This is a genomic window from Aquabacterium soli (assembly GCF_003933735.1).
GTDB classification, from domain to species: domain Bacteria; phylum Pseudomonadota; class Gammaproteobacteria; order Burkholderiales; family Burkholderiaceae_C; genus Aquabacterium; species Aquabacterium soli.
In genome coordinates, this window is sequence record NZ_RSED01000002.1 from 166323 (window position 1) to 191275 (window position 24953).

At 67.7% G+C, this 24953-nt stretch carries 20 protein-coding genes; 12 read left to right on the forward strand and 8 right to left on the reverse strand.

The window, feature by feature from the left end; translation table 11 throughout:
* The first annotated feature begins 108 nt into the window (after positions 1 to 108).
* Together EIP75_RS02975 and EIP75_RS02980 are read left to right on the forward strand one after the other, a co-directional pair.
* Positions 109 to 1161 (forward strand): diguanylate cyclase, encoded by a 1053-nt coding sequence (locus EIP75_RS02975; protein ID WP_158622725.1) that lies wholly within the window; start codon positions 109 to 111, stop codon positions 1159 to 1161.
* Between the two features lie 109 nt (positions 1162 to 1270).
* On the forward strand, positions 1271 to 2755 hold the full coding sequence (locus tag EIP75_RS02980) for an amidase (protein WP_125241748.1): 1485 nt from the start codon (positions 1271 to 1273) through the stop codon (positions 2753 to 2755).
* 3 nt (positions 2756 to 2758) lie between these two features.
* Here EIP75_RS02980 and EIP75_RS02985 read toward each other — a convergent pair whose 3' ends face one another.
* Positions 2759 to 3460, reverse strand: coding sequence for a hypothetical protein (locus tag EIP75_RS02985; RefSeq protein ID WP_125241749.1), 702 nt, complete (start codon positions 3458 to 3460; stop codon positions 2759 to 2761).
* Between the two features lie 328 nt (positions 3461 to 3788).
* Between EIP75_RS02985 and argA the strand changes: the two genes are divergently transcribed.
* From argA to EIP75_RS03020, 7 genes are all read left to right on the forward strand, one after another.
* Entirely contained in the window at positions 3789 to 5171 is a 1383-nt protein-coding gene (gene argA, locus EIP75_RS02990; RefSeq protein WP_125241750.1) for an amino-acid N-acetyltransferase, read from the forward strand.
* 36 nt (positions 5172 to 5207) lie between these two features.
* Positions 5208 to 5480, forward strand: coding sequence for an oxidative damage protection protein (locus EIP75_RS02995; RefSeq protein WP_125241751.1), 273 nt, complete (start codon positions 5208 to 5210; stop codon positions 5478 to 5480).
* Between the two features lie 14 nt (positions 5481 to 5494).
* Positions 5495 to 5938, forward strand: a complete 444-nt coding sequence (locus tag EIP75_RS03000) for a YeeE/YedE family protein (protein WP_125241752.1) — start codon at positions 5495 to 5497, stop codon at positions 5936 to 5938.
* Positions 5938 to 6378, forward strand: a complete 441-nt coding sequence (locus tag EIP75_RS03005; protein ID WP_420797141.1) for a DUF6691 family protein — start codon at positions 5938 to 5940, stop codon at positions 6376 to 6378. The genes EIP75_RS03000 and EIP75_RS03005 overlap by 1 nt, the downstream gene beginning before the upstream one ends.
* On the forward strand, positions 6375 to 7010 hold the full coding sequence (locus EIP75_RS03010; RefSeq protein ID WP_125241753.1) for a DUF599 domain-containing protein: 636 nt from the start codon (positions 6375 to 6377) through the stop codon (positions 7008 to 7010). The genes EIP75_RS03005 and EIP75_RS03010 overlap by 4 nt, the downstream gene beginning before the upstream one ends.
* Positions 7011 to 7168: 158 nt before the next feature.
* Positions 7169 to 8335 (forward strand): SGNH/GDSL hydrolase family protein, encoded by a 1167-nt coding sequence (locus EIP75_RS03015; RefSeq protein WP_125241754.1) that lies wholly within the window; start codon positions 7169 to 7171, stop codon positions 8333 to 8335.
* Between the two features lie 73 nt (positions 8336 to 8408).
* Positions 8409 to 8807, forward strand: a complete 399-nt coding sequence (locus tag EIP75_RS03020) for a hypothetical protein (protein ID WP_125241755.1) — start codon at positions 8409 to 8411, stop codon at positions 8805 to 8807.
* Positions 8808 to 8856: 49 nt separating this feature from the next.
* On the opposite strand, the gene EIP75_RS03025 is transcribed toward EIP75_RS03020, so the two are convergent.
* The 5 genes from EIP75_RS03025 to EIP75_RS03045 form a co-directional block, all read right to left on the reverse strand.
* On the reverse strand, positions 8857 to 9819 hold the full coding sequence (locus tag EIP75_RS03025; protein WP_125241928.1) for an alpha-E domain-containing protein: 963 nt from the start codon (positions 9817 to 9819) through the stop codon (positions 8857 to 8859).
* Between the two features lie 197 nt (positions 9820 to 10016).
* Complete coding sequence (locus EIP75_RS03030) at positions 10017 to 11450, reverse strand: circularly permuted type 2 ATP-grasp protein (RefSeq protein WP_125241756.1); 1434 nt, start codon at positions 11448 to 11450, stop codon at positions 10017 to 10019.
* Between the two features lie 348 nt (positions 11451 to 11798).
* A complete protein-coding gene (locus tag EIP75_RS03035) occupies positions 11799 to 12761 on the reverse strand; it encodes a transglutaminase family protein (RefSeq protein WP_125241757.1) in 963 nt (320 codons plus the stop codon).
* Between the two features lie 16 nt (positions 12762 to 12777).
* On the reverse strand, positions 12778 to 15372 hold the full coding sequence (locus EIP75_RS03040) for a circularly permuted type 2 ATP-grasp protein (RefSeq protein WP_125241758.1): 2595 nt from the start codon (positions 15370 to 15372) through the stop codon (positions 12778 to 12780).
* A 58-nt stretch (positions 15373 to 15430) separates the two neighbouring features.
* Positions 15431 to 18922, reverse strand: coding sequence for a transglutaminase family protein (locus EIP75_RS03045; protein WP_125241759.1), 3492 nt, complete (start codon positions 18920 to 18922; stop codon positions 15431 to 15433).
* 210 nt (positions 18923 to 19132) lie between these two features.
* Here EIP75_RS03045 and EIP75_RS03050 point away from each other — a divergent pair, with 210 nt between their 5' ends.
* From EIP75_RS03050 to EIP75_RS03060, 3 genes are all read left to right on the forward strand, one after another.
* A complete protein-coding gene (locus EIP75_RS03050) occupies positions 19133 to 19987 on the forward strand; it encodes a hypothetical protein (RefSeq protein WP_233584649.1) in 855 nt (284 codons plus the stop codon).
* Between the two features lie 92 nt (positions 19988 to 20079).
* Entirely contained in the window at positions 20080 to 20490 is a 411-nt protein-coding gene (locus EIP75_RS03055; RefSeq protein WP_125241760.1) for a globin family protein, read from the forward strand.
* A gap of 87 nt (positions 20491 to 20577) precedes the next feature.
* Positions 20578 to 23292, forward strand: coding sequence for a DNA internalization-related competence protein ComEC/Rec2 (locus EIP75_RS03060; RefSeq protein ID WP_125241761.1), 2715 nt, complete (start codon positions 20578 to 20580; stop codon positions 23290 to 23292).
* A 24-nt stretch (positions 23293 to 23316) separates the two neighbouring features.
* On the opposite strand, the gene EIP75_RS03065 is transcribed toward EIP75_RS03060, so the two are convergent.
* Together EIP75_RS03065 and EIP75_RS03070 are read right to left on the reverse strand one after the other, a co-directional pair.
* Entirely contained in the window at positions 23317 to 24264 is a 948-nt protein-coding gene (locus EIP75_RS03065; RefSeq protein ID WP_125241762.1) for a pyridoxamine 5'-phosphate oxidase family protein, read from the reverse strand.
* A 2-nt stretch (positions 24265 to 24266) separates the two neighbouring features.
* Entirely contained in the window at positions 24267 to 24917 is a 651-nt protein-coding gene (locus EIP75_RS03070) for a glutathione S-transferase family protein (RefSeq protein ID WP_125241763.1), read from the reverse strand.
* Between the last annotated feature and the right edge of the window lie 36 nt (positions 24918 to 24953).

Genomic DNA, 24953 nt, shown 5'->3' on the forward strand with positions numbered 1-24953 from the left:
TCAGCCCAGCATCTGCCGATAACCGGAAAAGCGACCCGACGCCTGCCCTCACCCATGCCCCCTCGCTTCCCGTCTTGCAAAAAATTGCTGCTTGGACAGGCGCCCGACATGCGCCGCCCCCTGGCGCTGATGCTGCTGGGGCAACTGATCTACCTGGCCAATGCCGTGCTTCTGCAATGGGGCATCGAGTTGAACCTGTTCCGCGCCGGCGTGGTGTGGACCACGCCGTGGATGGTGGTGGGGCCGATCATGTTCTATGCGCTGGCGCGCTCGGGCTGGTCGGCCAGGCTGAAGGACCCATCCATGGTCATGGCGCAGAGCCTGTACTCCGCCCTGCTGACGGTGCTGGTCTACGCTTTTGCCCACCAGGAGGTGCGCGGCTTCATCCTGTGCATCCTGCCGCTGATCATCATGTTCGGGCAGTTCAACCTCAACGGCCCGCAGTTCGCGATGTTCACCGGCTGCACGATGGCCGTGCTCAGCACGGCCATGCTCGTGCTCAGCCGATATGACGAAGCGCCGCGCGGCCTGTCGGCCGACCTGCTGGAGCTGGTCTATGTGGCGCTGATCCTGGGCACGTCCACCAGCATGGCGCTGATCGGCTCGAACATACGGCGCAAGCTGGTGAGCAGCCGTATGGAACTGGCCGAGGCCCTGGCCCGGGTGCATGCCCTGGCCACCACCGACGAGCTGACCGGCCTGGCCAACCGCCGCCACATGCAGGACTTGCTGGCCGAAGAGGCCAAGCGGCGCCGCCGCCTGGGTCAGCCGCTGTGCATCGCCGTGCTGGACCTGGACCACTTCAAGCGCATCAACGACGACCATGGCCACCAGGGGGGCGACGAGGCCCTGCGGCACTTTGCCCGAACCGCCCGCGAGGCCCTGCGCGAGATCGACGTACTGGCCCGCTGGGGCGGCGAGGAGTTCCTGCTGATGATGCCGGCGACCACGGCCGAGCAGGCCTTGACCGGGCTGGAGCGGCTGCGACAAAGGTTGGCCGAGGTGCCATCGCCGGATGCCCTGCCTGGCGTGCGCATCACCTGCTCCGCAGGCGTGGCCCTGCACGAAGCCCCCGCCACCATCGAGCAGACCATCGACCGCGCCGACCAGGCCCTCTACCGAGCCAAGGCCGAAGGCCGCGACCGAACCTCCCTGGCCTGACGCCAAGCCGCCGCCAGTGCAAACCCTGAGCCCACGTCACTGGGAAAAGCGGTCGAGCCGCCGCGCGCCTGCCGCCACAATGCCCCCTCATCAAGAAGGAACGGGGCCCATGAAGTTCGAAGACTATATCCAGCACGACGCCCTGGGCTTGGCCGATCTGGTCCGGCGCGGCGAGGTCTCTCCTCAAGAGTTGCTGGACACCGCCCTGGCCCGCACCGACCAGACGCACGGCCAGCTCAACGCCGTGGTCAGACGCCTGGACGAGCAGGCCCGCCAGCGCTGCGCACAGCCATTCGACACCCAGGCGCCTTTTGCCGGCGTGCCCTTCCTGCTCAAGGACCTGTTCCAGGACCTGGCCGGCCTGCCCAGCTCGTGCGGCAGCAAGCCCCTGTCGCGCGTGCCCGCGCCGGAATCGGCCGATGTGGTGCGCCGCTGGCAGGACGCCGGCCTGGTGATCTTCGGCAAGACCAACACGCCCGAGTTCGGCGCGCGCAACGTGACCGAGCCACTGGCCTTCGGCCCCACGCGCAACCCCTGGAACCTGTCGCGCACACCGGGGGGCTCATCCGGTGGGTCGGCCGCCGCGGTGGCGGCCGGCATCGTGCCGGTGGCGGGCGCCAATGATGGCGGCGGCTCCATCCGCATCCCGGCCGCGGCCTGCGGCCTGTTCGGGCTCAAGCCCGGGCGCGGGCGGGTGTCATCCGGGCCTGGCGCCGCGGAAGGCATGAACGGCGCCGCGGTACAGGGGGTGCTCTCCCGCAGCGTGCGTGATTCGGCAGCCATGCTCGATGTGCTGCAGGGCCCCGAAGCGCATGGCCCGTACCACATGCCGGCCCCGCCACAGCCCTACCTGCAGGCGATCCAGCAGGCCCCCGGGCGCCTGAAGATCGGCTTCAGCACCGAATCGCCCATCGGCACGCCGGTGAGCAGCGAGGCCATTGCCGCTGTGAAGGATGCCGCGGCCCTGCTGGAGTCCCTGGGGCACCATGTCGAAGAGGCCAAGCTCCCCGTGGATGGCCTGGGCCTGGCCAAGGATTTCCTGCTGGCCTGGTTCAGCCGCCAGGCTGCTCTGGTGTGCGAGCTGGAGCAGGTGCATGGCATCAAGCCTTCAGCGTTCGAGCCCGATACCCGCGCCATGGCCGCCGTGGGCCGCAGCGTGCCTGCGGTGGAGTTGCTGCTCAGCGAAGCCCGCTGGAACGAGCACAACCGGGCGCTGGCGCGCTTTCACGGCCAATACGACCTGTGGCTGTCGCCGGTGCTGGCCTCGCCGCCGATTCCCATCGGGCACCTGGCCACGTCCAAGACCCTGCACATCGCCAGCGATCTGGTGGCCATGCTGGGGCTGTCGGGCCTGCTGCGCAAGACCGCCCTCTTCCAGAACACCATCATCAACAACTTGGCCTGGACGCCCTTCACGCAACTGGCCAACCTGACGGGGCGGCCTGCGATGTCGGTGCCTCTGTACTGGACACCGGATGGGATGCCCATGGGCGTGCAGTTCGTGGCGGGTCTGGATGGCGAGGCCATGCTGCTGCGCCTGGCGGCTCAGCTGGAGCAGGCGCGGCCCTGGTTCGGACGGCGCCCAGCCATTTGAAACTCAGTCAAAACCGTTCGTCCGCCGTCCCAGGCGGCGTGACAGGTGGACCGCCGCCAGCACGAAGAGCGCGCCAAGCGCTTCCCAGCCTTCTTCCAGGCTCTCCAGGCTCAGCATGGCGTTCCAGCCTTGCGGGAACAAGCCCGCTGCCAGGGCCGGACGATCTTGCAGGCTTTCCGCGATCTGCGAGGCCACCAGCACGCCCATCCCGAGGATGAACATGCCCGTGTCCACCTGCACCCAGCCGCGACGCTGGATGAACTCACGCCCCACGAACACCACGACATGCACCGCCGCAGCCAGGACAGCCAGCAGAACCAGCCCGGCGACCACGCGGTAAGCCAGGCTTTCGGGCCCGTGCAGGTAAAAGCCCAACTGCATCAACCGGCGTCCATGCGGCACGATCGAGGCCGGCAAGCCGTTCTCACGCATGCCCAGGGTGAAGCAGAAAAAGCCGAACGACCAGGCCGGCAGGCGCGGCCTGTTCCCGGGCCAGAGCAGGTAGACCGCCGACACCATCCAGATGACGACGGTGACCACCTCCAGCGGGCCATCCTCTTCGATGAGCGCGATCAGGTGGCCCGGCGTGACAACGCCCGGCGCCAGCAGCAGCAGGATGCCCAGCGTCAGGGCCACCGCGGCGGCCGTGACCAGGGTGGACACCAAAGGCCGGGCGTGGGCCGGCACAACGCCGGTGGAAAACATGCGAGAACTCATAGGGGAAAGCAGCAAATGCCTCAGCTCAGATCCAGTGAGGGGCCATGGGGTTATTGCCTAGGCAAACTTCGGCAAGCTTACCTCTTCACGTGCCCGCGAGTGTCCGATACCCTTGGAAATCCCCTCGCCGCCTATCAGAATTCCGTGATGAAACCATGACATGAACGGCAGCTGACCACGGCAGTGGCCGTGCAGCAGCAGGCGCAAGGCCCCTTGCACGTTCACCATGCCTGCACCGGCGCCCACCAAGCCCGCGCAATACCCGTACCATTACGCCCAAATTGCGTCCACATCCAAGCCTCTCCCCCACCTGTCCATGGACCTGGTCTTTCCTCACACCTTCGTGCCCTGGTTCCGTGCCGTGGCGCCGCACATCCACGCTCACCGGGGCAAGACCTTCGTCGTGGGACTGTCGGGCGAGCTGATCGCCGCTGGCAAGCTCACCAGCTTCGTGCAGGACATGGCCCTGATGCAGGCCATGGGCATCCGCATCGTGCTGGCCCATGGCTTCCGCCCGCAGCTGGAAGAGCAGTTGCGAGCCAAGGGCCACACCTCCCATTTCAGCCATGGCATGCGCATCACCGATTCGGTGGCGCTCGACTGCGCGCAAGAGGCCGCCGGCCAACTGCGCTATGAGATCGAAGCAGCTTTTTCGCAAGGGCTGCCCAACACGGCCATGGCCGGTGCCTCGATCAGTGTGATCTCGGGCAACTTCGTCACCGCGCGCCCCGTGGGCATCGTCGATGGGGTGGATTTCATCCACACCGGGCTGGTGCGCAAGATCGACGCCGTGTCCGTGCGACGCGCCATCGATGCCGGCGCGATGGTGATGCTCTCGCCTTTCGGTTTTTCGCACACCGGCGAGGCCTTCAACCTGAGCATGGAAGACGTGGCTACCAGCGCCGCCATCGCCCTGCAGGCCGACAAGCTGATCTTCGTGACCGAGGTGCGCGGCATCCTGCAGGGCATCGTGCAGGAGCCCCAGCGTGCCGTGGAACTGGAGGCCGCCCAGCACGACCCCGATGCCGAGATCGACCAGGAACTGGCCCTGCTGGATGCCAAGCGGCTGCTGGCCGCCCTGCCCAACCCGCTGCAGCCCACCGACACGGCCTTCTACCTGCAGCATGCGGTCAAGGCCAGCGAAGGCGGCGTCGAGCGCGTGCACATCATCCCGTACAAGGTGGATGGCGCGCTGCTGATGGAGGTGTTCACGCACGATGGCCTGGGCACCATGATCGTCGACGAGAAGCTCGAGAGCCTGCGCGAAGCCTCGTCCGACGACGTGGGCGGCATCCTGCAGCTGATCGAACCCTTCGAGCAGGACGGCACGCTGGTCAAGCGCAGCCGCACCGAGATCGAGCGCGACGTGTCGCAGTACACCGTGATCGAGCACGATGGCGTGATCTTCGGCTGTGCGGCGCTGTACCCTTACCCTGAGGCCGGCACGGCCGAGATGGCGGCACTGACCGTGTCGCCGCACGTGCAGGGCCAGGGCGATGGCGAGCGCATCTTGAAACGCATCGAGCAGCGTGCGCGCGCCATGGGCCTGTCGTCCATCTTCGTGCTGACCACGCGCACGATGCACTGGTTCAACAAGCGCGGCTTCTCGCCGGTGGACCCGAACTGGCTGCCCGAAGCCCGCAAGCGCAACTACAAGTGGGACCGGCGCTCGCAAGTGCTGGTCAAGAACCTGAAGTAACTAACCCCCTTTTTTTGATCGCGACGAGACTAGAACATGGCACGCACCATCCAATGCAAGCACCTCAACAAGGAAGCCGAGGGCCTGGATTTCGCACCGTATCCCGGCGAGCTGGGCAAGCGCATCTACAACGAGATCAGCAAGGAAGCCTGGCAGCTGTGGATGAAGCACCAGACCATGCTGGTCAATGAAAACCGCCTGAACCTGGCCGATGCCCGCGCTCGCCAGTACCTGGCGCGCCAGATGGAGCAGTTCTTCTTCGGTGGCGGTGGCGACCAGGTGCAGGGCTACGTGCCCCCTTCGGCGTGAACTGACCCAAGCCCATGCCGATCACCATCGACTGGCCGAACTTCACGCCCTGGACCGCCTTGGCCGGCGGCGCGCTCATCGGCCTGGCCGCCTCCCTGCTGATCCTGCTCAATGGCCGCATCGCGGGCATCAGCGGCATCCTGGGTGGCCTGCTGCGCCCGGCCCCGGGTGAGATCGCCTGGCGCGCCGCGTTCCTGATCGGCCTGGTCGCCTCGCCCTGGCTCTATGCCCTGGCCGCGCCGCTGCCGGCCGTGCGCATCGAAGCCCCTGAAGGGCTGCTCATCGCCGCCGGCCTGCTGGTGGGCCTGGGCACCCGCTACGGCGCCGGCTGCACCAGCGGCCATGGCGTTTGCGGCCTGTCCCGGCTGTCGCCGCGCTCGCTGGCCGCCACGTTGGGGTTCATGGCCGCAGGCTTCGCCACGGTCTATGTGGTGCGCCATCTGATCCGGATGCCTTGATGAACGACCGTACCCACGCGCGCCTGCCCCTCGTCACCGCGCTGATCGCAGGCCTGGTTTTCGGCCTGGGCCTGCTGATTTCGGGCATGGCCAACCCCGCCAAGGTGCTGGGCTTCCTGGACCTGGCCGGCGCCTGGGATCCGTCCCTCGCGTTCGTGATGGGCGGGGCCATCGCGGTGGGCCTGCCAGCCTTCACGCTGGCCGCGCGCCGCCGCAACGCCCTGCTCACCGGTGAGCCCATGCACCTGCCCACCGCCACCCGCATCGACTGGCGCCTGATGGGCGGCAGCCTGCTCTTCGGCATCGGCTGGGGGCTGGCCGGATTCTGCCCGGGCCCGGCCATCGTGGCGCTGGGCATGGGGCTGGACCAGGCCCTGGTGTTCGTGCTGGCCATGCTGGGCGGCATGGTGGTGTTCGAGATCCTGGAGCGCCGCGCATGAGCGCTGCGCCGCTGTGGACCTGGCTGGCCGCCGGGGCCACCCTGGTCATCGTGCTGCTCTACGAAGCACTGCAATGGCTGCCGGGGCGCAACATGCCCGACACGCTCTCGCGCGCCGCGCATGCACGCCTGCGCGCAGCATGGCTCAACGCGCTGGCCGAGCAACCCGGCTCCGAGATCCTGGCGGTGCAGACCCTGCGCAACTCGCTGATGTCATCCACGCTCACGGCATCGACGGCGGCCATTGGCCTGATGGGCACGGTCACCTTGATCGGTGCACCTCTGCTCAACCACGAACCGAGCGAGCCTTTCGCATTCACGCCCAGGCTGATGCTGGAACTGGCCTTGATGGCCACGCTGTTTGCCGCGCTGGCCTGCTCCACGATGGCGGTGCGCTACTACAACCACGCCAGCTTCATCGGTGCCCTGCCGGTCGGCTCGAACGAGCGGGCGCAATGGCAGGCCACCGGTGTGACCTACCTGCGCCGAGCAGGCGTGCTGTACAGCTGGGGCCTGCGCGGCCTGCTGATGGTGGCACCGCTGGTGGCGGGCGTTGCACACCCGCTGGCCGGCCCCATCGCGGCCTTGGCCCTGGTGGCCGTACTCGTGGGCTTTGACAGGTTCAGTGCCTGACGCAACTTTCAATTCACGTCAAGCACAAACCCCACGGATGAGCGAGGGGTGAAACCCTCGGTTGTCGCCAGCAACGGCAGACAAGGCCAAGGCTTCATGGCACGCTAAACGTTACTTTACATAACAGGTAACGCCACTGGCGTGACTCAGGAGCCTCCATGCCCATCCGTCACCGTGTTCTCGCGCCCATCGCCTTGGGCATGGCCGCTCTCGGCGCCACCGCCCCCGCGCAGGCCCTGACGGCCGATCCGCTGGCCTTCACGATCTTCACCGCCGGCGACGTGCTGATCACGCCCGAGCTGGTCTACACCGTCGCGATCGCCGGGCCCAAGACCTGGAAGAGCCTGATCGACCTGGGCGTGCCGTTCATGTCGCCCTATGCCGAGACCACTCGCCAGTTGGCGATCAACAAGGCGCCCACGCTCAAGCCCGTGGCCACGCCGGCCCAACCGCCCGCCATCACCTACCCGACCAGCTACAGCCAGACGATTTCTTTCGGCGACAGCATGAGCGACACGGGCAACATGTTCGAGGTGACGCGCAAGCTGGGCGGCATCGGCCTGCCCACTGCACCGAACGACCGCGGCCGTTTCTCTGACGGCCAGGTGGTGGTGGAGGCCATGAGCAATGCGCTGAACCTGCCCCTGCTGAACTACGCCTTCGGCGGTGCGCAATCGGGCACGGGCAGCCTGCTGCCCTTCTACGCGATGGAGCATGGCCTGCTCAAGCAGATCAACGATTACCTGGGCAACCTGGGTGGCAGCACCAAGAAGGCCGATGCCAACGCGCTCTACGTGATCTGGACGGGCCCTGATGATTTCTACTGGGGCAACAACATCTACCTGAAGTCCACCGCGGTGACGGTGACGGCCAACGTCAAGCAGGGCATGACCTCGCTGTACAAGCGCGGTGCCCGGCACTTCTTCGTGCCGCTGATGCCCGACCTGAGCATCACGCCATCGGCCAAGCAGCACGTCAAGCTGCAGCGCACCTACATGACCGACGCCAAGAACCGCAGCATCGAGTACGCCAACGCGCTCACGGCCATGCTCAAGGCCTTCGCCAAGCAGTACCCGGATGCCAAGGTACGCACCTTCGACACCTACACCTACTCCCAGCAGCGCGTGGCGCAGGCAGCGGCTGAAGGCTACAACGTGACGGATGCCTGCTACACGCCCAAGTTCATGGGCCTGCCGGGCGATGTGTGCGCCGATCCCACGCAGTACCTGTTCTGGGACACCAACCACCCGACCGAGGCAGGCTCCATCGTGATCGGCACGGCCTTCGCCGAAGCGGTGGTGGGCCCCGCACTGCCCTCGCGCTGATTCCCCGGCCAGGCCACGGCTTCAAAGGGGGGCATTTGCCAGGAGAGGCGGGCTGTCGCACACTGATGCGAACATGAACCATGCCCGCACCTCCTCGATGCCCCATGCCCAGCCCTTGATCACAGCCATGGCGATCGCCGTGGTGGTGGCCCTCGCGTTGCCGGCGTGCACCAAGCGTGAGCTGTCGGAAGACCAGGCCGTGGACCTGCTGGCCAAAAAGGTGAATGCCGATGGGCTCTACCCGGCGTCACGGCAGGGTGAGTGCCTGTCGTTCGCCGTCGAGCAGCGCCTGGACGAGCGTTTCGAGATCGCCGTGCGGGAAAAGCATGGCGAAGGCTGCCCCGGAGACCCCGGCACCGGCCCGGTGCTGGACCGTTTCGAGGTTCAGGGGGACGGCAAGTTGCGCCGCTACGACCCCATCGCCGGGGCCTACGTGGATTACACGGCCGCGCAGCCCGCGTCGGGCGGCTGAGCGGAAATGGAGGTCAGCCCCGAGAGGCTGCCTCAGAGGCCCTCAAGGCTCAAGCCGATGTGGGCATCAGGAAGTCGCGGCTGATGCCGAAGCCCAGATCACCCACCCGGTCCAGGAACTGCGTCAGGTAGGCGTGCAGGCCGGTGGCCAGGATCTCGTCGATGCGGCTGAACTGCAGGTCGGCACGCAGGCGGCCCGCCTTGCGCAGGGTTTCATGGCTGTGGTCGTTGGCCACGGCGCGCAAGTTGTTCACCACTTCGTCGACGCAGAACACGAGCGAGCGGGGCATCTCGGCGCGCAGGATCAGCAGCTCGGCCACCTTCTCGGGCCGGATCACGTTGCGGTAGACCTTGCGGTAGACCTCGAAGGCCGACACGCTGCGCAGCAGGGATGACCAGTGGTAGAAATCCACTTCCTTGCTCTCGTTGCCCACGGACGGCCCGAAGAACTCGGTGTTGCGCGCATGGAACTTCACGTCCAGCAGGCGTGCCGTGTTGTCGGCCCGCTCCAGGAAGGTGCCGCATCGCTGGAAGTGGAAGGACTCGTCCTGCAGCATGGTGCCCAGCGTGACGCCGCGCGACAGGTGCGAGCGGAACTTCACCCACTCGAACAGCTCGCCCGGGTCCTTGGCCAGCGCGTTCTCCTTGAGTAGGCGGTTGAACTCCAGCCAGGTCTGGTTGGTGGTCTCCCACACCTCGGTGGTCAGGGCGCCCCGCACGGCGCGGGCGTTCTCACGTGCCGCACGCAGGCAGTTCAGGATGCTCGACGGGTTCTGCGCGTCGCTGACCATGTAGGTCATCACCTGCTTGGGCGTGATCTCGCCCAGGCGCTTGGCGTAGTCCTCCGTGAGCTCGCTGATGCTCAGCAGGCCCCGCCAGCCGTTGATCGCGGCATCCGGCGACTGCGGCAGGAAAGCCGTCTGGTAGTTCACGTCCAGCAGGCGTGCGGTGTTCTCGGCCCGCTCCATGTAGCGGGCCATCCAGTAGAGGTGGTCAGCGGTGCGCGACAGCATGGGTTTGATCTCCAGCAAGGGTGCGCCCGCATGGGGCAGCGTCTCATGTTCAGCGTGGACGAGGTGGGGCGGCAGGCGTTTCTCGATGCGTTCGTTCAGCATGGGCCTTCTCCCTTCAGGTGGTCGGCCAGTGGCCGGGTTGGTTCGTCCGTCAGTGCGTTCGTGCGTTCGTTGCGTGTTTCAGTGCGCTGGCGCCGTCATGCCTCCAGCACCCAGGTGTCCTTGGTGCCGCCGCCCTGCGAGCTGTTGACCACCAATGAGCCTTCCTTCAGGGCCACACGTGTGAGCCCGCCCGGCACCATCTGCACCTTCTTGCCCGACAGCACGAAGGGGCGCAGATCAATGTGGCGCGGTGCGACACCGCTGTCGACGAAGGTCGGGCACGTCGAGAGCGACAGGGTGGGCTGGGCGATGTAGTTGCTCGGGTTGGCCAGCAGGGCCTTGCGGAAATCCTCCACCTCGGCCTTGGTCGAGGCCGGGCCCACCAACATGCCGTAGCCACCGGCGCCGTGCACTTCCTTGACGACCAGTTCGGCCAGGTTGTCGAGCGTGTACTTGAGGTCGTCCTTCTCGCGGCACACATAGGTGGGCACGTTCTGCAGGATCGGTTTTTCGCCCAGGTAGAACTCGATCATCTTGGGCACGTAGGGGTAGATGGACTTGTCGTCGGCGATGCCCGTGCCGAAGGCATTGGCCAGCGTGACGTTGCCGGCGCGGTAGGCGCGCAGCAGACCGGCCACACCCAGGGTCGAGTCCTTGCGGAAGACCTCGGGGTCCATGAAATCATCATCGAGCCGGCGGTAGATCACATCCACCCGCACCGGGCCGCGCGTGGTGCGCATGTAGACGAAATCGTCCTTGACGAAGAGATCCTGCCCCTCGACCAGCTCGATGCCCATCTGCTGGGCCAGGAAGGCATGCTCGAAGTAGGCAGAGTTGTACATGCCCGGTGTGAGCACCACGGCCGTGGGCTCGTTGACGGACGCCGGCGCCATGGCGCGCAGGGTGTCGAGCAGCAGGTCGGGGTAATGCGCGACGGGCGCGACGCGGTGCTCGGCGAACAGGTCCGGGAAGAGCCGCATCATCATCTTGCGGTTCTCAAGCATGTAGCTCACGCCGCTGGGCACGCGCAGGTTGTCTTCGAGCACATAGTAGGTGCCGCTGCCGTCTGGGTTGCAGGCGCGGACCATGTCGATGCCGGCGATGATCGAGTAGATGCCGCCGGGCACCTTCAGGTCGACCATTTCCTTGCGGAACTGGGCGTTGTTGAGCACCGGCTCGGAGGGCACCACGCCGGCCTTGAGGATCTCCTGCCCGTGGTAGACGTCTTCGATGAAGCGGTTGAGGGCCGTGACGCGCTGGCGCAGGCCTTTTTCCATCTCGCGCCACTCATTGGCGGGGATGATGCGGGGGATCAGGTCGAAGGGGATCAGGCGCTCGGTGCCGGCACCGGTCTCGTCCTTGTCGCCGTACACCGCGAAGGTGATGCCCACGCGCCGGAAGATGGTCTCGGCTTCTTCGCGCCGGGCTTGCATCATCTCGCGCGGCTGTCGGTCGAGCCAGCGCTCGTACACCCTGTAGTGGTCGCGCACCTGGTCGGCGGTGGCGTTCATTTCATCGAAGAATCGCATCGGCTGGTCCCTTGTGGGGGATGTCCATAAAACGCTGACAAGCCTGACTTAGCAGGGACTATGCCAGGCGGGCCGCGCCTGGCGATGTGGGGCTGGAGACGCAATGCGCGACCGTCAGATGCCAATGTCTCAAAACGGTGCGCTCTTGTCATCGAATTTACCGATTGCACCAAAAATGTATCTTTTGATCAGCCAGGGGAATCTGTTCGAACTGTCAGGGCTGTCTGACACGCCACTTTGGTGCAGATCAGGATTCGCGCAGCCCCATGCCCACCATCGCCATTCACCTGGTCAGCCATTCGACTGGCTGACGCGCCCCACCCTGGGGCAAGTTGCATCAGCAGTCGGTCAGGCTGCTTCGCGGGGTTCGTCCAGCGGCAGGGTGGTCACACGCACCGACAGGGTGTGCTTGCCCCCACCCCGAATCACGCCCCGCAAGGGCGTGACATCCCCGAAATCGCGCCCATACGCGACACGGATGTGGTGCAGCCCGGGCAGGCAGTCATTGGTCGGGTCCAGGCCCAGCCATTCGCCAGCACGGGGCGCGTCCAGGCCCGGGCACCACACGCTGACCCAGGCATGCGAGGCATCTGCCCCCAGCAGGCGGGGCTGGCCCGGCGGCGGCTGCGTGAGCAGGTAGCCGCTGGTGTAGCGCGCAGCCAGACCGCAGGCACGCAGGCAGCCCAGCATCAGGTGCGCGAAATCCTGGCAGACGCCCTCGCGCCGGTGCAGCACCTCCAGCAAGGGCGTGGAGATGTCGGTGGAGGCCGGCGCGTAGCGGAAATCGCTGTGGATGCGGTGCATCAGCTCGATGGCGCCCTGGGCGATGGGTCGCGAGGGATGCAGCGATTCGCGTGCGTAGGCGCGCAACTCCTCATGCAGGGGCACATAGGGCGAGGCATACGAGAACTCGGACGCCGGCTCGAACGCGGCCTTCTTGCGGTAGGTGAGCCGCTCGCGCACCCGGGCGATGTGCAGGCTCTGCTCGGGCCGCAGCCCGTGGTAGCGGCTGCGGATCTCGACCTCGCTGCGCGCCTTGACCACCAGCTCGGTGTGCGGCACGTTCAGCGCGAAGTAGGCCCGGCTGTTGCCGTAGGCATCACGGCGAGTGCTGTGCTGCGCCGGCTGGGGCAGCACGCTCATCTCGAACACGCGCAGGGTCTGGGCCGCATCCGACAGCGGGCGCAGGCATGCGATGTGGTGCGCCATTTCCACCGGGTAGGCGTACTCGTAGCGGGTTTCGTGCTCGACGCTCAGGCGGGCACTGGGCTCGGCGGGGGCGTCGGCGTCGGTGACGGTGGCAGCGGCCATGGCGTTCATTGGGGTGTCAGGCGCTGATGGTCTGCTCGGTGGGCTCGGAGTGGGCAAAGTAGCGCAGGCCGACTTCGTCCGACAGGCGCCAACTGGCCTCCATCAGGCGCTGGGCCAAGGCTTCGACGGCCGCCTCGCCCACGCCGGGCGTGGCCATGTCGGCCAGGTTCAGGCCCACGCCCTCGACGGGCAGCAGGTCGAGCAGGTCGCTCAGGGGGTTGGCGCGTTCAGGCAGTTTGCCCATCTCGGTGCGCAGCCGGCGCAGCACGCAGGCCATGGCGCGCGAGTTGGCCTCGTCGATCACCAGGGTGGCCACCAGGGCCGGCCACTCCAGCCGGCGCTGGAAGCGCGCGCGGAAGGTGATGGTGCTGTCGAACAGCATCAGCAGCATGTCGAAGCCCAGCGCGCTGTGCACCGCACCATGCTGCACGAAGGCCTGCAGCATGCTGGCGTAGCCGCCCAGGCGCTCGACCAGGCGGCCCACGGTGAGCAGGCGCCAGCCGGCGTCGCGCGTCATCCGGTCGTTCTGCGCGCCGGTGACGGCGGCCAGTTGCATGGCCAGGTGGTCCAGCGCTTCGCGGGCCTCGCCCAGGTCGCGGGCCGGCTCGCCGCCCCGGGTCAGGCGCCGGGCGAAATCGGGCGCCAGCGCGCGCAGCAGGCGGTCGTGCTCGGGCGACAGGCGATCGCGCAGCGCATGCGCGGTGCGCTCCAGCGAACTCAGGTTGAAGGCGAGGCTGCAGGCGCCCTGCTTGGCCAGCGGATCGGCCAGGGCCTCCACCGCGGCGCGCTCGAACACGCGGGGCGATTTCAGCAGGCTGGGCGAGCCCTGGGGCACCAGGCCCGCGGACGAAGCCAGGGCCGACAAGGCCTCCAGCACACCGGCATCGTGCTCGTCGTCTTCGCCCAGCAGCTTGAGCAGGGCCTGCACCAGGCGCAACTGCTGCTCGACACGCTCGGTGTAGCGGCCCATCCAGAACAGGTTCTCACCGGTGCGGCTGGCCACGGGGCGCTGGCGCTGCACCACGTCCTCGGCGGTGAGCGGGTGCGGCAGCATCGAGAAGGTGTCCACCGGCTCATCGGTGAGCACCCAGGTGTCCAGGCTGCTGCCGCCCAACTGCATCGACACATAGCCCGCCTCGCGCGAGCCGATGCGGGTCATGCCGCCAGGGAGCACCTGCCAGCCACCCAGGCCATCGGCCAGCGCGTAGACGCGCAGCGAGGTGCCGCGCAGCATGCACTGCCCTTGCGACCAGACCGGCGTCTGCGAGTAGGACGCGAAGCTCTGGGCCGTGTAGGCCGACGGGTTGCGCTCGATGCGGTCACGCAGGGCCTTGAGCCCGGTGGCCGACAAGGTAGGGCCCAGCACCGCGTCCATGCCTGGGCGCGCGCCAGCATCGTCACTGAACCCACCACCGGGGTAGGTCGAGCGGACCACCTTGCTGGACAGCTCTGGCGCCACCGATTCCCAGGCGGCTTCTTCGCCGCACCACCAGGTGGGCAGCGAGGGCAAGGCCAGCTCCTCACCCAGCACATGGCGCGACAAGGCCGGCAGGAATCCATGGATGGCGGGCGACTCCAGGAAGCCCGTGCCCAGCGCATTGGCCACCACCACGTTGCCGGCGCGCACGGCCTGCAGCAGGCCGGGCACGCCCAGCGTGGAGTCGGAGCGCAGCTCCAGCGGGTCGCAGAAATCGTCGTCCAGGCGGCGCAGCAGGCCGTGGATCGGATCCAGGCCCTGCACCGTCTTGAGGTAGACCCGCTCGTCGCGCACGATCAGGTCGCCGCCTTCGACCAGGGGCAGGCCCAGGTAGCGCGCCAGGTAGGCGTGCTCGAAGTAGGTCTCGTTGTAGGGACCGGGCGTCCACAGCGCCAGCCGGGGCACCTCGCCGCCGGCGCAGGCTTCAGCCTGGGATTGCAGCGTGTCGACCAGGCGGCGGTAGCCGCTGGCCAGGTGCTGCACGCTCATCGAGCGGTAGGCCTCCGGGAACAGGCGCGAGACGATCATGCGGTTCTGCATGACATAGCCCAGGCCGGAGGGCGACTGGGTGCGCTGAGACACCACCCACCAGCGCCCATCGTCGCCCCGCATCAGGTCGAAGGCCATCACATGCAGGTAGACACCGCCCGGCGGCGTGACGCCCTGCAGGCTGCGCAGGTAGCCCGGATGCCCCAGCACCAGCGCTGAAGGCAGCAAGGCCTCGCAGAGCAGGCGCTGCTCGCCATAGACATCGAGCAGCACCTCGTTGAGCAGGTGGGCGCGCTGGGCCACGCCGCGCTCGATGTGGGCCCAATCCTGCGGGCCGATCAACATGGGCAGCACCTCCAGCGACCAGGGGCGGCTGTTGCCACCGGGGGCGCTGTAGACGTTGTAGGTGATGCCGTCTTCGAGGATCTGCTGGGCCAGCTCGGATTGCCGGCGGCTGAGCTCATCGACCGAGCCGCCCAGGTGCTCGGCAAAGGCCTGCCAGGTCGGCCTCAGCCCACCGTCGTCGTCGCGCAGCTCGTCGTAATGCCCGGCCTCCACGCTGCGGGCACGCGCCAGCAGTTCAGCAGGCGCCTGGGGCGTGTCGGGCAAGGCATCGGCGTCGAACAGGGGCAGGGAGATGGTCATGGTGACCCCGATTGTCCCGGATGCGGCAACAGGTGGTGGGGAGTGTTTCCTCAGGGCCTCAGCTTCGTTTCACCTTGCGCAAATCCAGGGTCAGCGGGTGTTCGAGGCCGGGCTCGGGCACGGTGATGCTCATCTGCCCAGGGGTGTGGCCCAGGCGGAAGAAGCGCGCCAGGCGGCGGCTTTCGGCCTCGTAACTGTTGACCGGGAAGGTGTCGTAGTTGCGCCCACCCGGGTGCGCCACGTGGTACTGGCAGCCACCCAGCGAGCGCTTGAGCCAGGTGTCGACCAGGTCGAAGGTGAGCGGTGCATCGACCCCGATGGTCGGGTGCAGGCACGAGGGCGGCTGCCAGGCACGGTAGCGCACGCCGGCCACGAACTCGCCGACGCGGCCCGTGGGATGCAGCGGCAGCACCTGGCCGTTGACGGTGAGCACATGGCGGTTGCCGTTGAGCCCCGTCACACGCACCTCCAGGCGTTCGAGCGACGAGTCGACGAAGCGCACCGTACCGCCGGGCGAGCCCTCCTCGCCCATCACGTGCCAGGGCTCCAGCGCAGTGCGCACGGTCATGCGCACGCCAGCCACGGACACCTCGCCCACATAGGGGAAGCGGAACTCGAAGTGCGGAGAGAACCACTCAGGGTCGAAGGCGAAGCCGGCCTGGCCCAGTTCGGTCAGCACATCGGCGAAATCCTGCTGCACGAAGCTGGGCAGCATGAAGCGGTCATGCAGGCCGGTGTTCCAGCGCGTGAGGCGGCGGGCGCCATGGCCGGTGTAGGGCTCACGCCAGAACCAGGCCACCAGCGCGCGCAGCAGCAACTGCTGCACCAGGCTCATCTTCGGATGCGGCGGCATCTCGAAGGCGCGCAGCTCCAGCAGGCCCAGGCGCCCGGTGGGACCGTCGGGCGAGTAGAGCTTGTCGATGCAGAACTCGCTGCGGTGCGTGTTGCCGGTGGCGTCGATCAGCAGGTTGCGCAAGGTGCGATCGATGATCCATGGCGGGCACTCGCCCCACAGCGCCACCTGGCGCTCGATCTCCTTGAAGGCGATCTCGATCTCGTAGACCTGGTCGTTGCGCGCCTCGTCGATGCGCGGCGCCTGGCTGGTCGGGCCGATGAACATGCCCGAGAACAGGTAGGACAGCGAGGGATGGTTGTGCCAGAAGGTCAGCAGGCTGGACAGCAGCGTGGGCTTGCGCAGGAAGGGGCTGTCGGCCGGCGTGGCCCCACCCAGCACGAAATGGTTGCCGCCGCCAGTGCCGGTGTGCCGGCCATCGACCATGAACTTCTCGGTGGACAGGCGGGTCTCGTGTGCCGCCTGGTAGAGAAAGTCGGTGTGGTCCACCAGCTCGTCCCAGTTAGACGCCGGGTGGATGTTCACCTCGATGACGCCCGGGTCGGGTGTGACCTGCAGGAGTTTGAGGCGCGGATCGCGCGGGGGCGGGTAGCCTTCCAGCACGATCTGCACAGCCAGCTCGGCGGCCGTGGCCTCGACCGCGGCCAGCAGGTCCAGGTAGTCGTCCAGCTTGCTCAAGGGCGGCATGAACACATAGAGCACGCCACCGCCCTTGCCGTTGGTCTCGACCTTGGGGCCGCTGGAGCGGTCCGGGTTGCGGGCTTCGACGACCAGCGCCGTGCGCGTGATCCAGTGGGCCGACTGGAAGCGGTTCGGGTGGGTGCCGGGATCGGTCAGGTCGGGGGTGGACGGGCCATCGGGGCCGGCAGTCACCGACAGATCACCCGCGCGGGTGCCCGAGAAACCGCCCTCACCTGGGCCGCCTTCTGCAAACCCACCCGGTGCGACATGGCTCGCAGCGCCACGGCCGGCGTACTGCGCGCGCAAGGCGGCGGCCGTGGGCAGGGCCGGCTTGGGCGCAAAGGGATCGTGCTCGTGCATGTAGGGCCTATCGCCGCTGGTCGCCCAGGGCAGCGAATCCAGCGGCAGGCGGTAGCCCATGGGCGAATCGCCCGGGTACAGGTACATGCGTTCTTCGCGGAAGAACCACGGGCCGGTCACCCACTGGGGGCCGCTCAGGCCGGTGGGCCAGTCGCGCTTGAGGGGCAAGGCGTAGCCCGTGACATGACCCAGCCCCTGGTCGAACACGCGGCGCAGGCGCACGCGCTCGAGCTCGTCGTCAAGCCGCGAATCCAGCGGGTCCACATTGACCGGCAGGCGGCGCTCGCGCCACAGGTAGTACCAGACATCCTCATAGCCGGGCTCGACGTGGTCGGGGCCCACGCCCAGCTTGCTGGAGAGCAGGTCGATGAAGCGCTTGGCATCGTCGCTGTCGTAATGCAGCGAGTTGCGTTCGTCGGCGAACAGGGTCGGATCCTGCCAGCAGGGCTGGCCATCACGGCGCCAGTAGATGGACAGTGCCCAGCGCGGCAATTGCTCGCCCGGGTACCACTTGCCCTGACCGAAATGCAGGAAGCCGCCCTCGCCATAGCGGGCTCGCAGCTTGTGCACCAGGGCTGTGGCCAGGCCCCGCTTGGTGGGGCCCAGGGCGTCGGTGTTCCACTCGGCGCCATCACGGTCATCCACCGACACGAAGGTGGGCTCGCCACCCATGGTCAGGCGCACATCGTCCTGCTTGAGTTGCGCGTCGACCTCGTGGCCCAGGGCATCGATGGCATCCCACTGGTCATCGGTGTAGGGCTTGGTGACACGCGGTGATTCGTAGATCCGCGTGATCTCCATGTGGTGCGCGAAGCTCACCTCGCATTCATCGACCGCACCGGTGACGGGGGCCGCGCTGGTGGGCTCGGGCGTGCAGGCCACCGGGATGTGGCCTTCGCCGGCCATCAGGCCCGAGGTCGGGTCCAGCCCGATCCAGCCGGCGCCGGGCAGGTAGACCTCGCACCAGGCGTGCAGGTCGGTGAAGTCGACCTCGGTGCCCGAGGGCCCGTCGAGCGAGGCCACGTCGGCCTTGAGCTGGATCAGGTAGCCCGACACGAAGCGCGCGGCCAGGCCCAGGTGGCGCAGGGTCTGCACCAGCAGCCAGCCGGTGTCACGGCATGAGCCCAGCTTGAGCTTGAGCGTTTCTTCCGGCGTCTGCACGCCGGGCTCCATGCGGATGGTGTAGGCGATGTCCTGCTGCAGGCGCTGGTTCAGGCCGACCAGGAAATCGATGGTGCGCACCTCCTTGCGGTCGATGCTATCGACGAAGGCCTTGAACGCCGGCGTCAGCTCGCCCAGGGCCAGGTAGGGGGCCAGGTCACGCTTGGTGGCCTCGTCGTAGGTGAAGGGGTAGTTCTCTGCCTCCGGCTCCAGGAAGAAGTCGAAGGGGTTGTAGACGGCCATCTCGGCCACCAGGTCCACCGTGATCTTGAACTCACGGGTCTGGTCCGGGAACACCAGGCGGGCCAGGTGGTTGGAGAACGGATCCTGCTGCCAGTTGATGAAGTGGTTGGCCGGCTCGACCTTGAGCGAGTACGACAGGATGCGGGTGCGGCAATGGGGCGCGGGCCGCAAGCGGACGACCTGGGGCGAGAGGTTCACCAGCCGGTCGTAGGTGTAATGGGTGACGTGATTCAGGGCGACGTGGATGGACACACGGGACTCCGGTTCGATCTGGACCGACAAAGATTTTTTCGTTGGTGGAAACCCCAGCAAGTTGTGGGCCAAGATGGTGCACTGGCTGAGGCCTGGCCCGAGCGTAGCCGCAAGGTGTGACGCCGGCCAGCGCAGCGGCTTGTAGCCTGGCAAGGCCACGGTGTATGGCCGATACGCTTGACAGAACACAACACAGGAGATCCGAGGCCCATGCCCCCGACCACACCGACCACGTCCAAGCGCAAGACAGCCTGGACCGAACCTGCGCACCGCCTGCGACGGGCACACGCCAGCCGGCAGCAACTGCGGGCCGAACTGCGCCAGCGCTACTGGCTGCGCGCCCACATCGCCATGATCGCCCTGCTGACGCTGGCGGCCCTGTGGCTGGTCTCGGCCCTGCTGATGCACGCTGGCGTGGCGTCGTTGGCCCTGCGCTACAGCCTGGCCTGCCCGGTGGCCTACGGCGTCTATCTGCTGTTGCTGCGCTGGTGGGCCGGGGCGCTGGCCCGTCGCGAATCGCCGCTGGATGGACTGGATGCACCCAGCATTGAGCTGCCCCATGGCTCGCCCTCCTCAGCCGGCGCACATGAACCCTCGTTCAGCAGCGGCGGGGGTGGCGACTTCGCGGGCGGTGGGGCGGATGCCGGTTGGGACCTGACAGCCGCGGAAGGCATCGGCGAAGGCATTGGCAACGGCCTGGGCTCGCTGGCAAAGGGCGCGGGCTCTGTGCTCGACGGCCTGGACGAAGGCGCCGTGGTGATCGTGCCCTTGGCCGTGCTGTTGGGCCTGATCGCGCTGCTCGGGGGACTGATCGGCACCGGCGTGCTGATGATGTTCGGGGTGGAGGTGCTGCTGGCCGTCGCCGTGGAGGTTGGGCTGGCCTCTCTGGCGGGCACGCTGGCCTACAAGGGGTTCATGGAAGGCTGGCTCAGCAGCGCCTTGCGCCACACCTGGCGCGGCGCCTTGGCCGTGCTGTTGCTGGCCGTCGCGCTGGGCGCCGTGCTGGACCGCTGGGTACCCGAGGCGCGCTCACTGCCGCACGCGGCCAGGCTGATCCAGGGCTGAGGGAGGGCTCGCCGTCTCCCGCGCCATTGTCGACGCGGCACGCTTGTTGCGATAAGACCTCTTGCCCCCTCACCACGCACGAGGAAACGCCCATGTCCCCCGACACCATCACCCTGGTCCAGCAATCCTGGGCCCAGGTGGCTGCGATCGCCCCGCAGGCTGCCGCCTTGTTCTACCAGAACCTGTTCAACGCCGATCCCACACTCAAGCCCTTGTTCAAGGGCGACATGCAAGCCCAGGGCCACAAGCTGATGCAGATGATCGGCGCGGCCGTGGGCAAGCTGAACGACCTGGGCACCCTGGTGCCCATCCTGCAGGGACTGGGCCGCCGCCATAGGGACTACGGGGTACAGGACGCGCACTACGGCACCGTGGGCGGTGCCCTGCTGCTGACGCTGGAGCAAGGCCTGGGCGAAGGCTTCACACCCGACGTGCGGGCCGCCTGGACGGAGGTGTATGGCGTGATGGCGCAGGTGATGAAGGACGCGGCGCACGCTGCTTGAGACTGCCCACATCCCCCTTCAGAGGGCCTGCCCCGATCGCCCTGGGTGCTAAGTTCTCCCGAACAAAAAACGTGAGGGAGAGGGCCGATGCTGGTCCATTGGGTGGCCGCGCTGGGCGCATGGCTGCTGGGCGTGGCCGTGCAGCTGCAGCAACGCTCGGTGGGCGATGGCCGATGGGGGCTGGGCCTGCCGTTGCTGTTCTTTCTGGTGGCCGGCGTGCTGTCATGGCGGGCCCCCGCCTGCCGACGGGGCTGGCGCGGGGCCCTGCTGGTCTGCCTGTGCATGGCCAGCACCGGCTGGGGCCAGGCGCAATGGCGTGCCGCCCAGCGGCTGGCGCAGGTCTGGCCCGAGGCCTGGAGCCAGCGCGCCGTGGTCATGACAGGGCGTGTCGATGCCATGCCGCAGCAGCAGGCCTGGGGCCGCCGTGTGGAGGTCGAGGTGCTGTCGGTCGAGGAGACCGGGCCAGGCACCCGTGATCGCCCGGCATCCCCATCAAACAGCGCCAGCACACCCCGCCAATGGCAGGCCGGTGATCGATGGCGCCTGCCGGGCATGGCGTCCCATGCCGTCCTGCCTGAGCGCGTGAGCCTGTCCTGGGGTACCCCATCCACGAAAGGCTACCGCACCCGCCCTGCCTCGGCCGAGGATGACAATGATGAAGACGCCGCAGCCACAGCCCCGCCCCTGATGCCCGGCCAGGTCTGGCGCTGGACTGTGATGCTGCAGGCGCCGGATGGACTGGTCAACCCGGGTGGCTTCGACAGCGAGCGCTGGATGTTCGAGCACGCCCTGCGCGCCCAGGGCAAGGTCGTCACACGTGGCGTGCCGCCATCGACGCTGCTGCGGCCTGCGACGGCTTGGTCGCCCGGCCTGATCGACCGCTGGCGCACCCAGCTCCGTGAACGCATCAACACGCACGTGACCGATGCACGTGTGGCGGGCCTGATCGCAGGCCTGACCATCGGCGAGCAATCGGCCATCGGCGCCGATGACTGGGACGCACTGCGGGACACGGGCACAGCCCACCTGGCCGCGATATCGGGATTGCACATCACCATGATGGGCTTGGCAGTGTCTGGCGGCGTGTCCTGGTTCTGGCGGCGACGGCCCGGCCTGGTGCATCTGATCCCCACGCCTGCGATTGCCCAGATCTCGGGCGTGCTGGGCGCCTGGTGTTATGCCCTGCTGGCGGGCTGGGGCATCCCGGCGCAGCGCACCGTGGTGATGCTGGCGGTGGTGGCCTTGCTGCGCATGGGCGCCCGCCGCTGGCCCTGGCCGGTGGTGCTGCTGGCGGCGGCCATGATGGTCACGGTGCTGGACCCCTGGGCCCTGAACCAGGCCGGCTTCTGGCTGTCGTTCGCCGCGGTGGGCCTGCTGATGCTGTCCGGGCAGGACAGCACCACGCCACCGGGGCTGCCATGGCGCCAGCGCCTCCAACGGATGGGGCGGGAGATGGCGCACACTCAGATCGTGGCATCGACGGGCCTGGCGCCGCTGTCGCTGGTGTTCTTCCAGCAGGTGTCGGTGGTGGGGTTGCTGGCCAACCTGGTCTGCATCCCCGTGTTCAGCTTCATCATCACGCCAATGGCCTTGATCGGGTTGGTGATCCCCGGGCTGTGGGATCTGCTCGTGCCGCTGGTCAACGGCCTGATGTCTGCCTTGAGTTCACTGGCCGAATGGCGCTGGGCATCGGTGTCTGGCGCGATGGTGGTCTTCTGGGCCGGCGCGCTCGGGTTGATGGGTGGGGCCTGGCTGCTGGCCCCCGTGCCCAAAAGCTGGAAGCTGGTCGCCCTGCCCGCTGTGCTCTTCCTGCTGTGGCCCACCAGCGCCAGCCTGCCCTTGCCGGGTCCGCCGCAGGGCCATGCGCAGATCATGGCGGTCGACATCGGCCAGGGCACGGCCGTGCTGGTGCGCACGGCACGCCACGCGTTGCTTTACGACGCCGGCCCACGCACATCGCCAGGCAACGACGCCGGCCGCCGCGTGCTGATCGGCCTGCTGCGTGCCCAGGGGGTGACCAGGCTGGACACCCTGCTCATCAGCCACGGCGACATCGACCACGTGGGCGGGGCCGCTTCGGTGGTCAAGTCCTTGCCCGTGTCGGCACTGATGAGTTCGCTGGAGGACGGCCATGAACTGCTGTCGGTGCGAGACCGTGAGGGGCTGGTACCACCCCATCAGCGTTGCCACGCCGGCCAGCGCTGGCAGTGGGACGGCGTGAGCTTCGAGGTGCTGCATCCCTCACGCGAGGATTGGGCCGAGCAGGAGCAAGGCCGGCGCTCGGACAACGCCATGTCGTGCGTGCTGAGGGTGCAGGCAGCACAAGGCAGGCGCAGCGTGCTGCTGACCGGCGATGTCGAGGCGCAGGGAGAGGCCGGCATGGTCGAGGCACTGGGCCCGGCCGGCCTGGCCAGCGAGGTGCTGATGGTGCCGCACCACGGCAGCCATACCTCGTCCACCACGGGCTTCATCGAGGCCGTGGCGCCGCAGCTGGCCGTGGTGCAGTCGGGCGCGCGCAATCGCTACGGGCACCCGCATGCGGATGTGATGTCGCGCTACCACCGGCGGCGCATCGAGGTGGTGCGGTCCACCACCTGCGGCGCCTGGGTCTGGCGCACGGACATGGGGCCGGCCACACAGCATGGACGCTGCTGGCGGGAGCTGTCGGGTGGATACTGGCGCACCATGCCAACCCAGGCCGAAGCGCCCGATGAAGTGGCGGACAGCGCGCCAGAAGAGCCGCGCCCAGCACGCAAGCCAGTCCGACGCAAACGCCGCACCAAAACCGAGGCCGATGCGTAGCCGCCTCTGCTAGGAGCCACACACTCAAGACACCGCCTGCGTATCCCACGCCAGCGGCATCACCCCACGCCCCAGCCAGCCCTGCTCGATGCGCACGCGCAGCAACCGCTGTGCGCCCTCGAACGCCGCGGCGGCCTGCGGATCCAGGTCGACCTCGCCCCGGCCGGCCAGCCACAGCACATCACCACGGGCCACATCCATGAACAGCAGGCCCACACGCGGTTGCCGCAGGATGTTGCCCAGCGTGTTGAACAGGAAGTTGCCCACGTAGTCGGGCACCGTCAGCACCGAGCCTTCCGCCGTTTCCGCCACGTGCACGAATCCCGCAGGGCCTCCGCGGTGCGACACATCCACGCCGTCTCCACGCCCCTGTCCAGGCTCGCCGGCGGCCGGGGAAGATGAGGCGATGAAGAAGGTGTCCGCCGCCGACACCATCCGCAAGGCAGCGCCTTGCAGCTGCGCACCCACCGGCTCCACCGCAGCATGGGCCGAGGCCGCGCCTGTCCACCGCACCTGCCTCGGGTGGATGTACTTGGGGCAGTTGCCGAAGCTCTGACGCACCGCCACGTCGAACCCATCGGCATCCGCACGCACCACCGTGCCGTTCATCCGGTTGCGCCGCCGCGTGTGCGGCTCGATGCCCAGCAATCCGATGGCAGACCCGGCTTGCCACTCGGCGGCCAGTGGATCGCCGGGCAGGTGCCGCACCCGGATGTCCAGACGGTGCGGATCAGGGGATTGCATGAAGCCCGGCAGCCCGGACCACACCGTGGCCCAGGGTTGCCGATGCGCATCCAGGCCCCCGGCCAGCACAAAAGGCAATTGCTCGAAGAAGCGGCGATGCTGGTCAGGCATGTGGTCGCGGATCATGGCGCGGCCACGTTGCTCCATGGTCTCCTGCACGCCGGTCAGGGACTGCAGGCGCTGCTCGCCCTCATGGAAAGGCGATTCAAGGGTGGACGTGGTGACCATGGTCAGGCCGCCTTGTGCTCGGGCGAACGCTGCATGCCGACAAACCCCGGCAGCGCTTCGATCTCTGCCAGCCAGCGGCGCACGTTCTCGTAGGGCTGCAGCGACACCCCGCCCTCCGGGGCGTGCGACGTGTAGGTGTACAACGCGATGTCGGCCAGGGTGGGCGCGTCGCCCGCCACCAGAAAGCGTTGCTGAGCCAGCAACGGCTCCATCACCCACAACAGTTGCCCGGCGATCTCCAGTGCCCGTGGATCCATGGGGCGGCCGAACAGCACGGCAATGCGCGCATTGCCAGCACCTTGCAGCAGAGGGCCCGCCGCCACGCTCAACCAGCGCTGCACTTCGGCAGCCTTCACTGCATCCTGCGGCCACCACTGGCCGGAAGCATCGTAGCGGCGCGCCAAGTAGGTGAGGATGGCGTTGCTGTCGGCCAGCGTCACCTCGCCATCCTGGATCACCGGCACCTGGCCAAAAGGGTTCATCGCCAAAAAGGACGGTGTCTTCTGCTCACGCTTCAGCACGTTGACCGGCACGATCTCAGTGGGCAGCGCCAGGAGCGACAAGAACAGCTCGACCCGGTGCGCATGACCCGAGAGTGCGAAGTGGTACAGCCTGATGGGCTGGGCAGGGTGGGCGGCGGTGGTGAGGCTCATGGCGGGCAGCTCCATCAAATTCATCGAAATGACCAG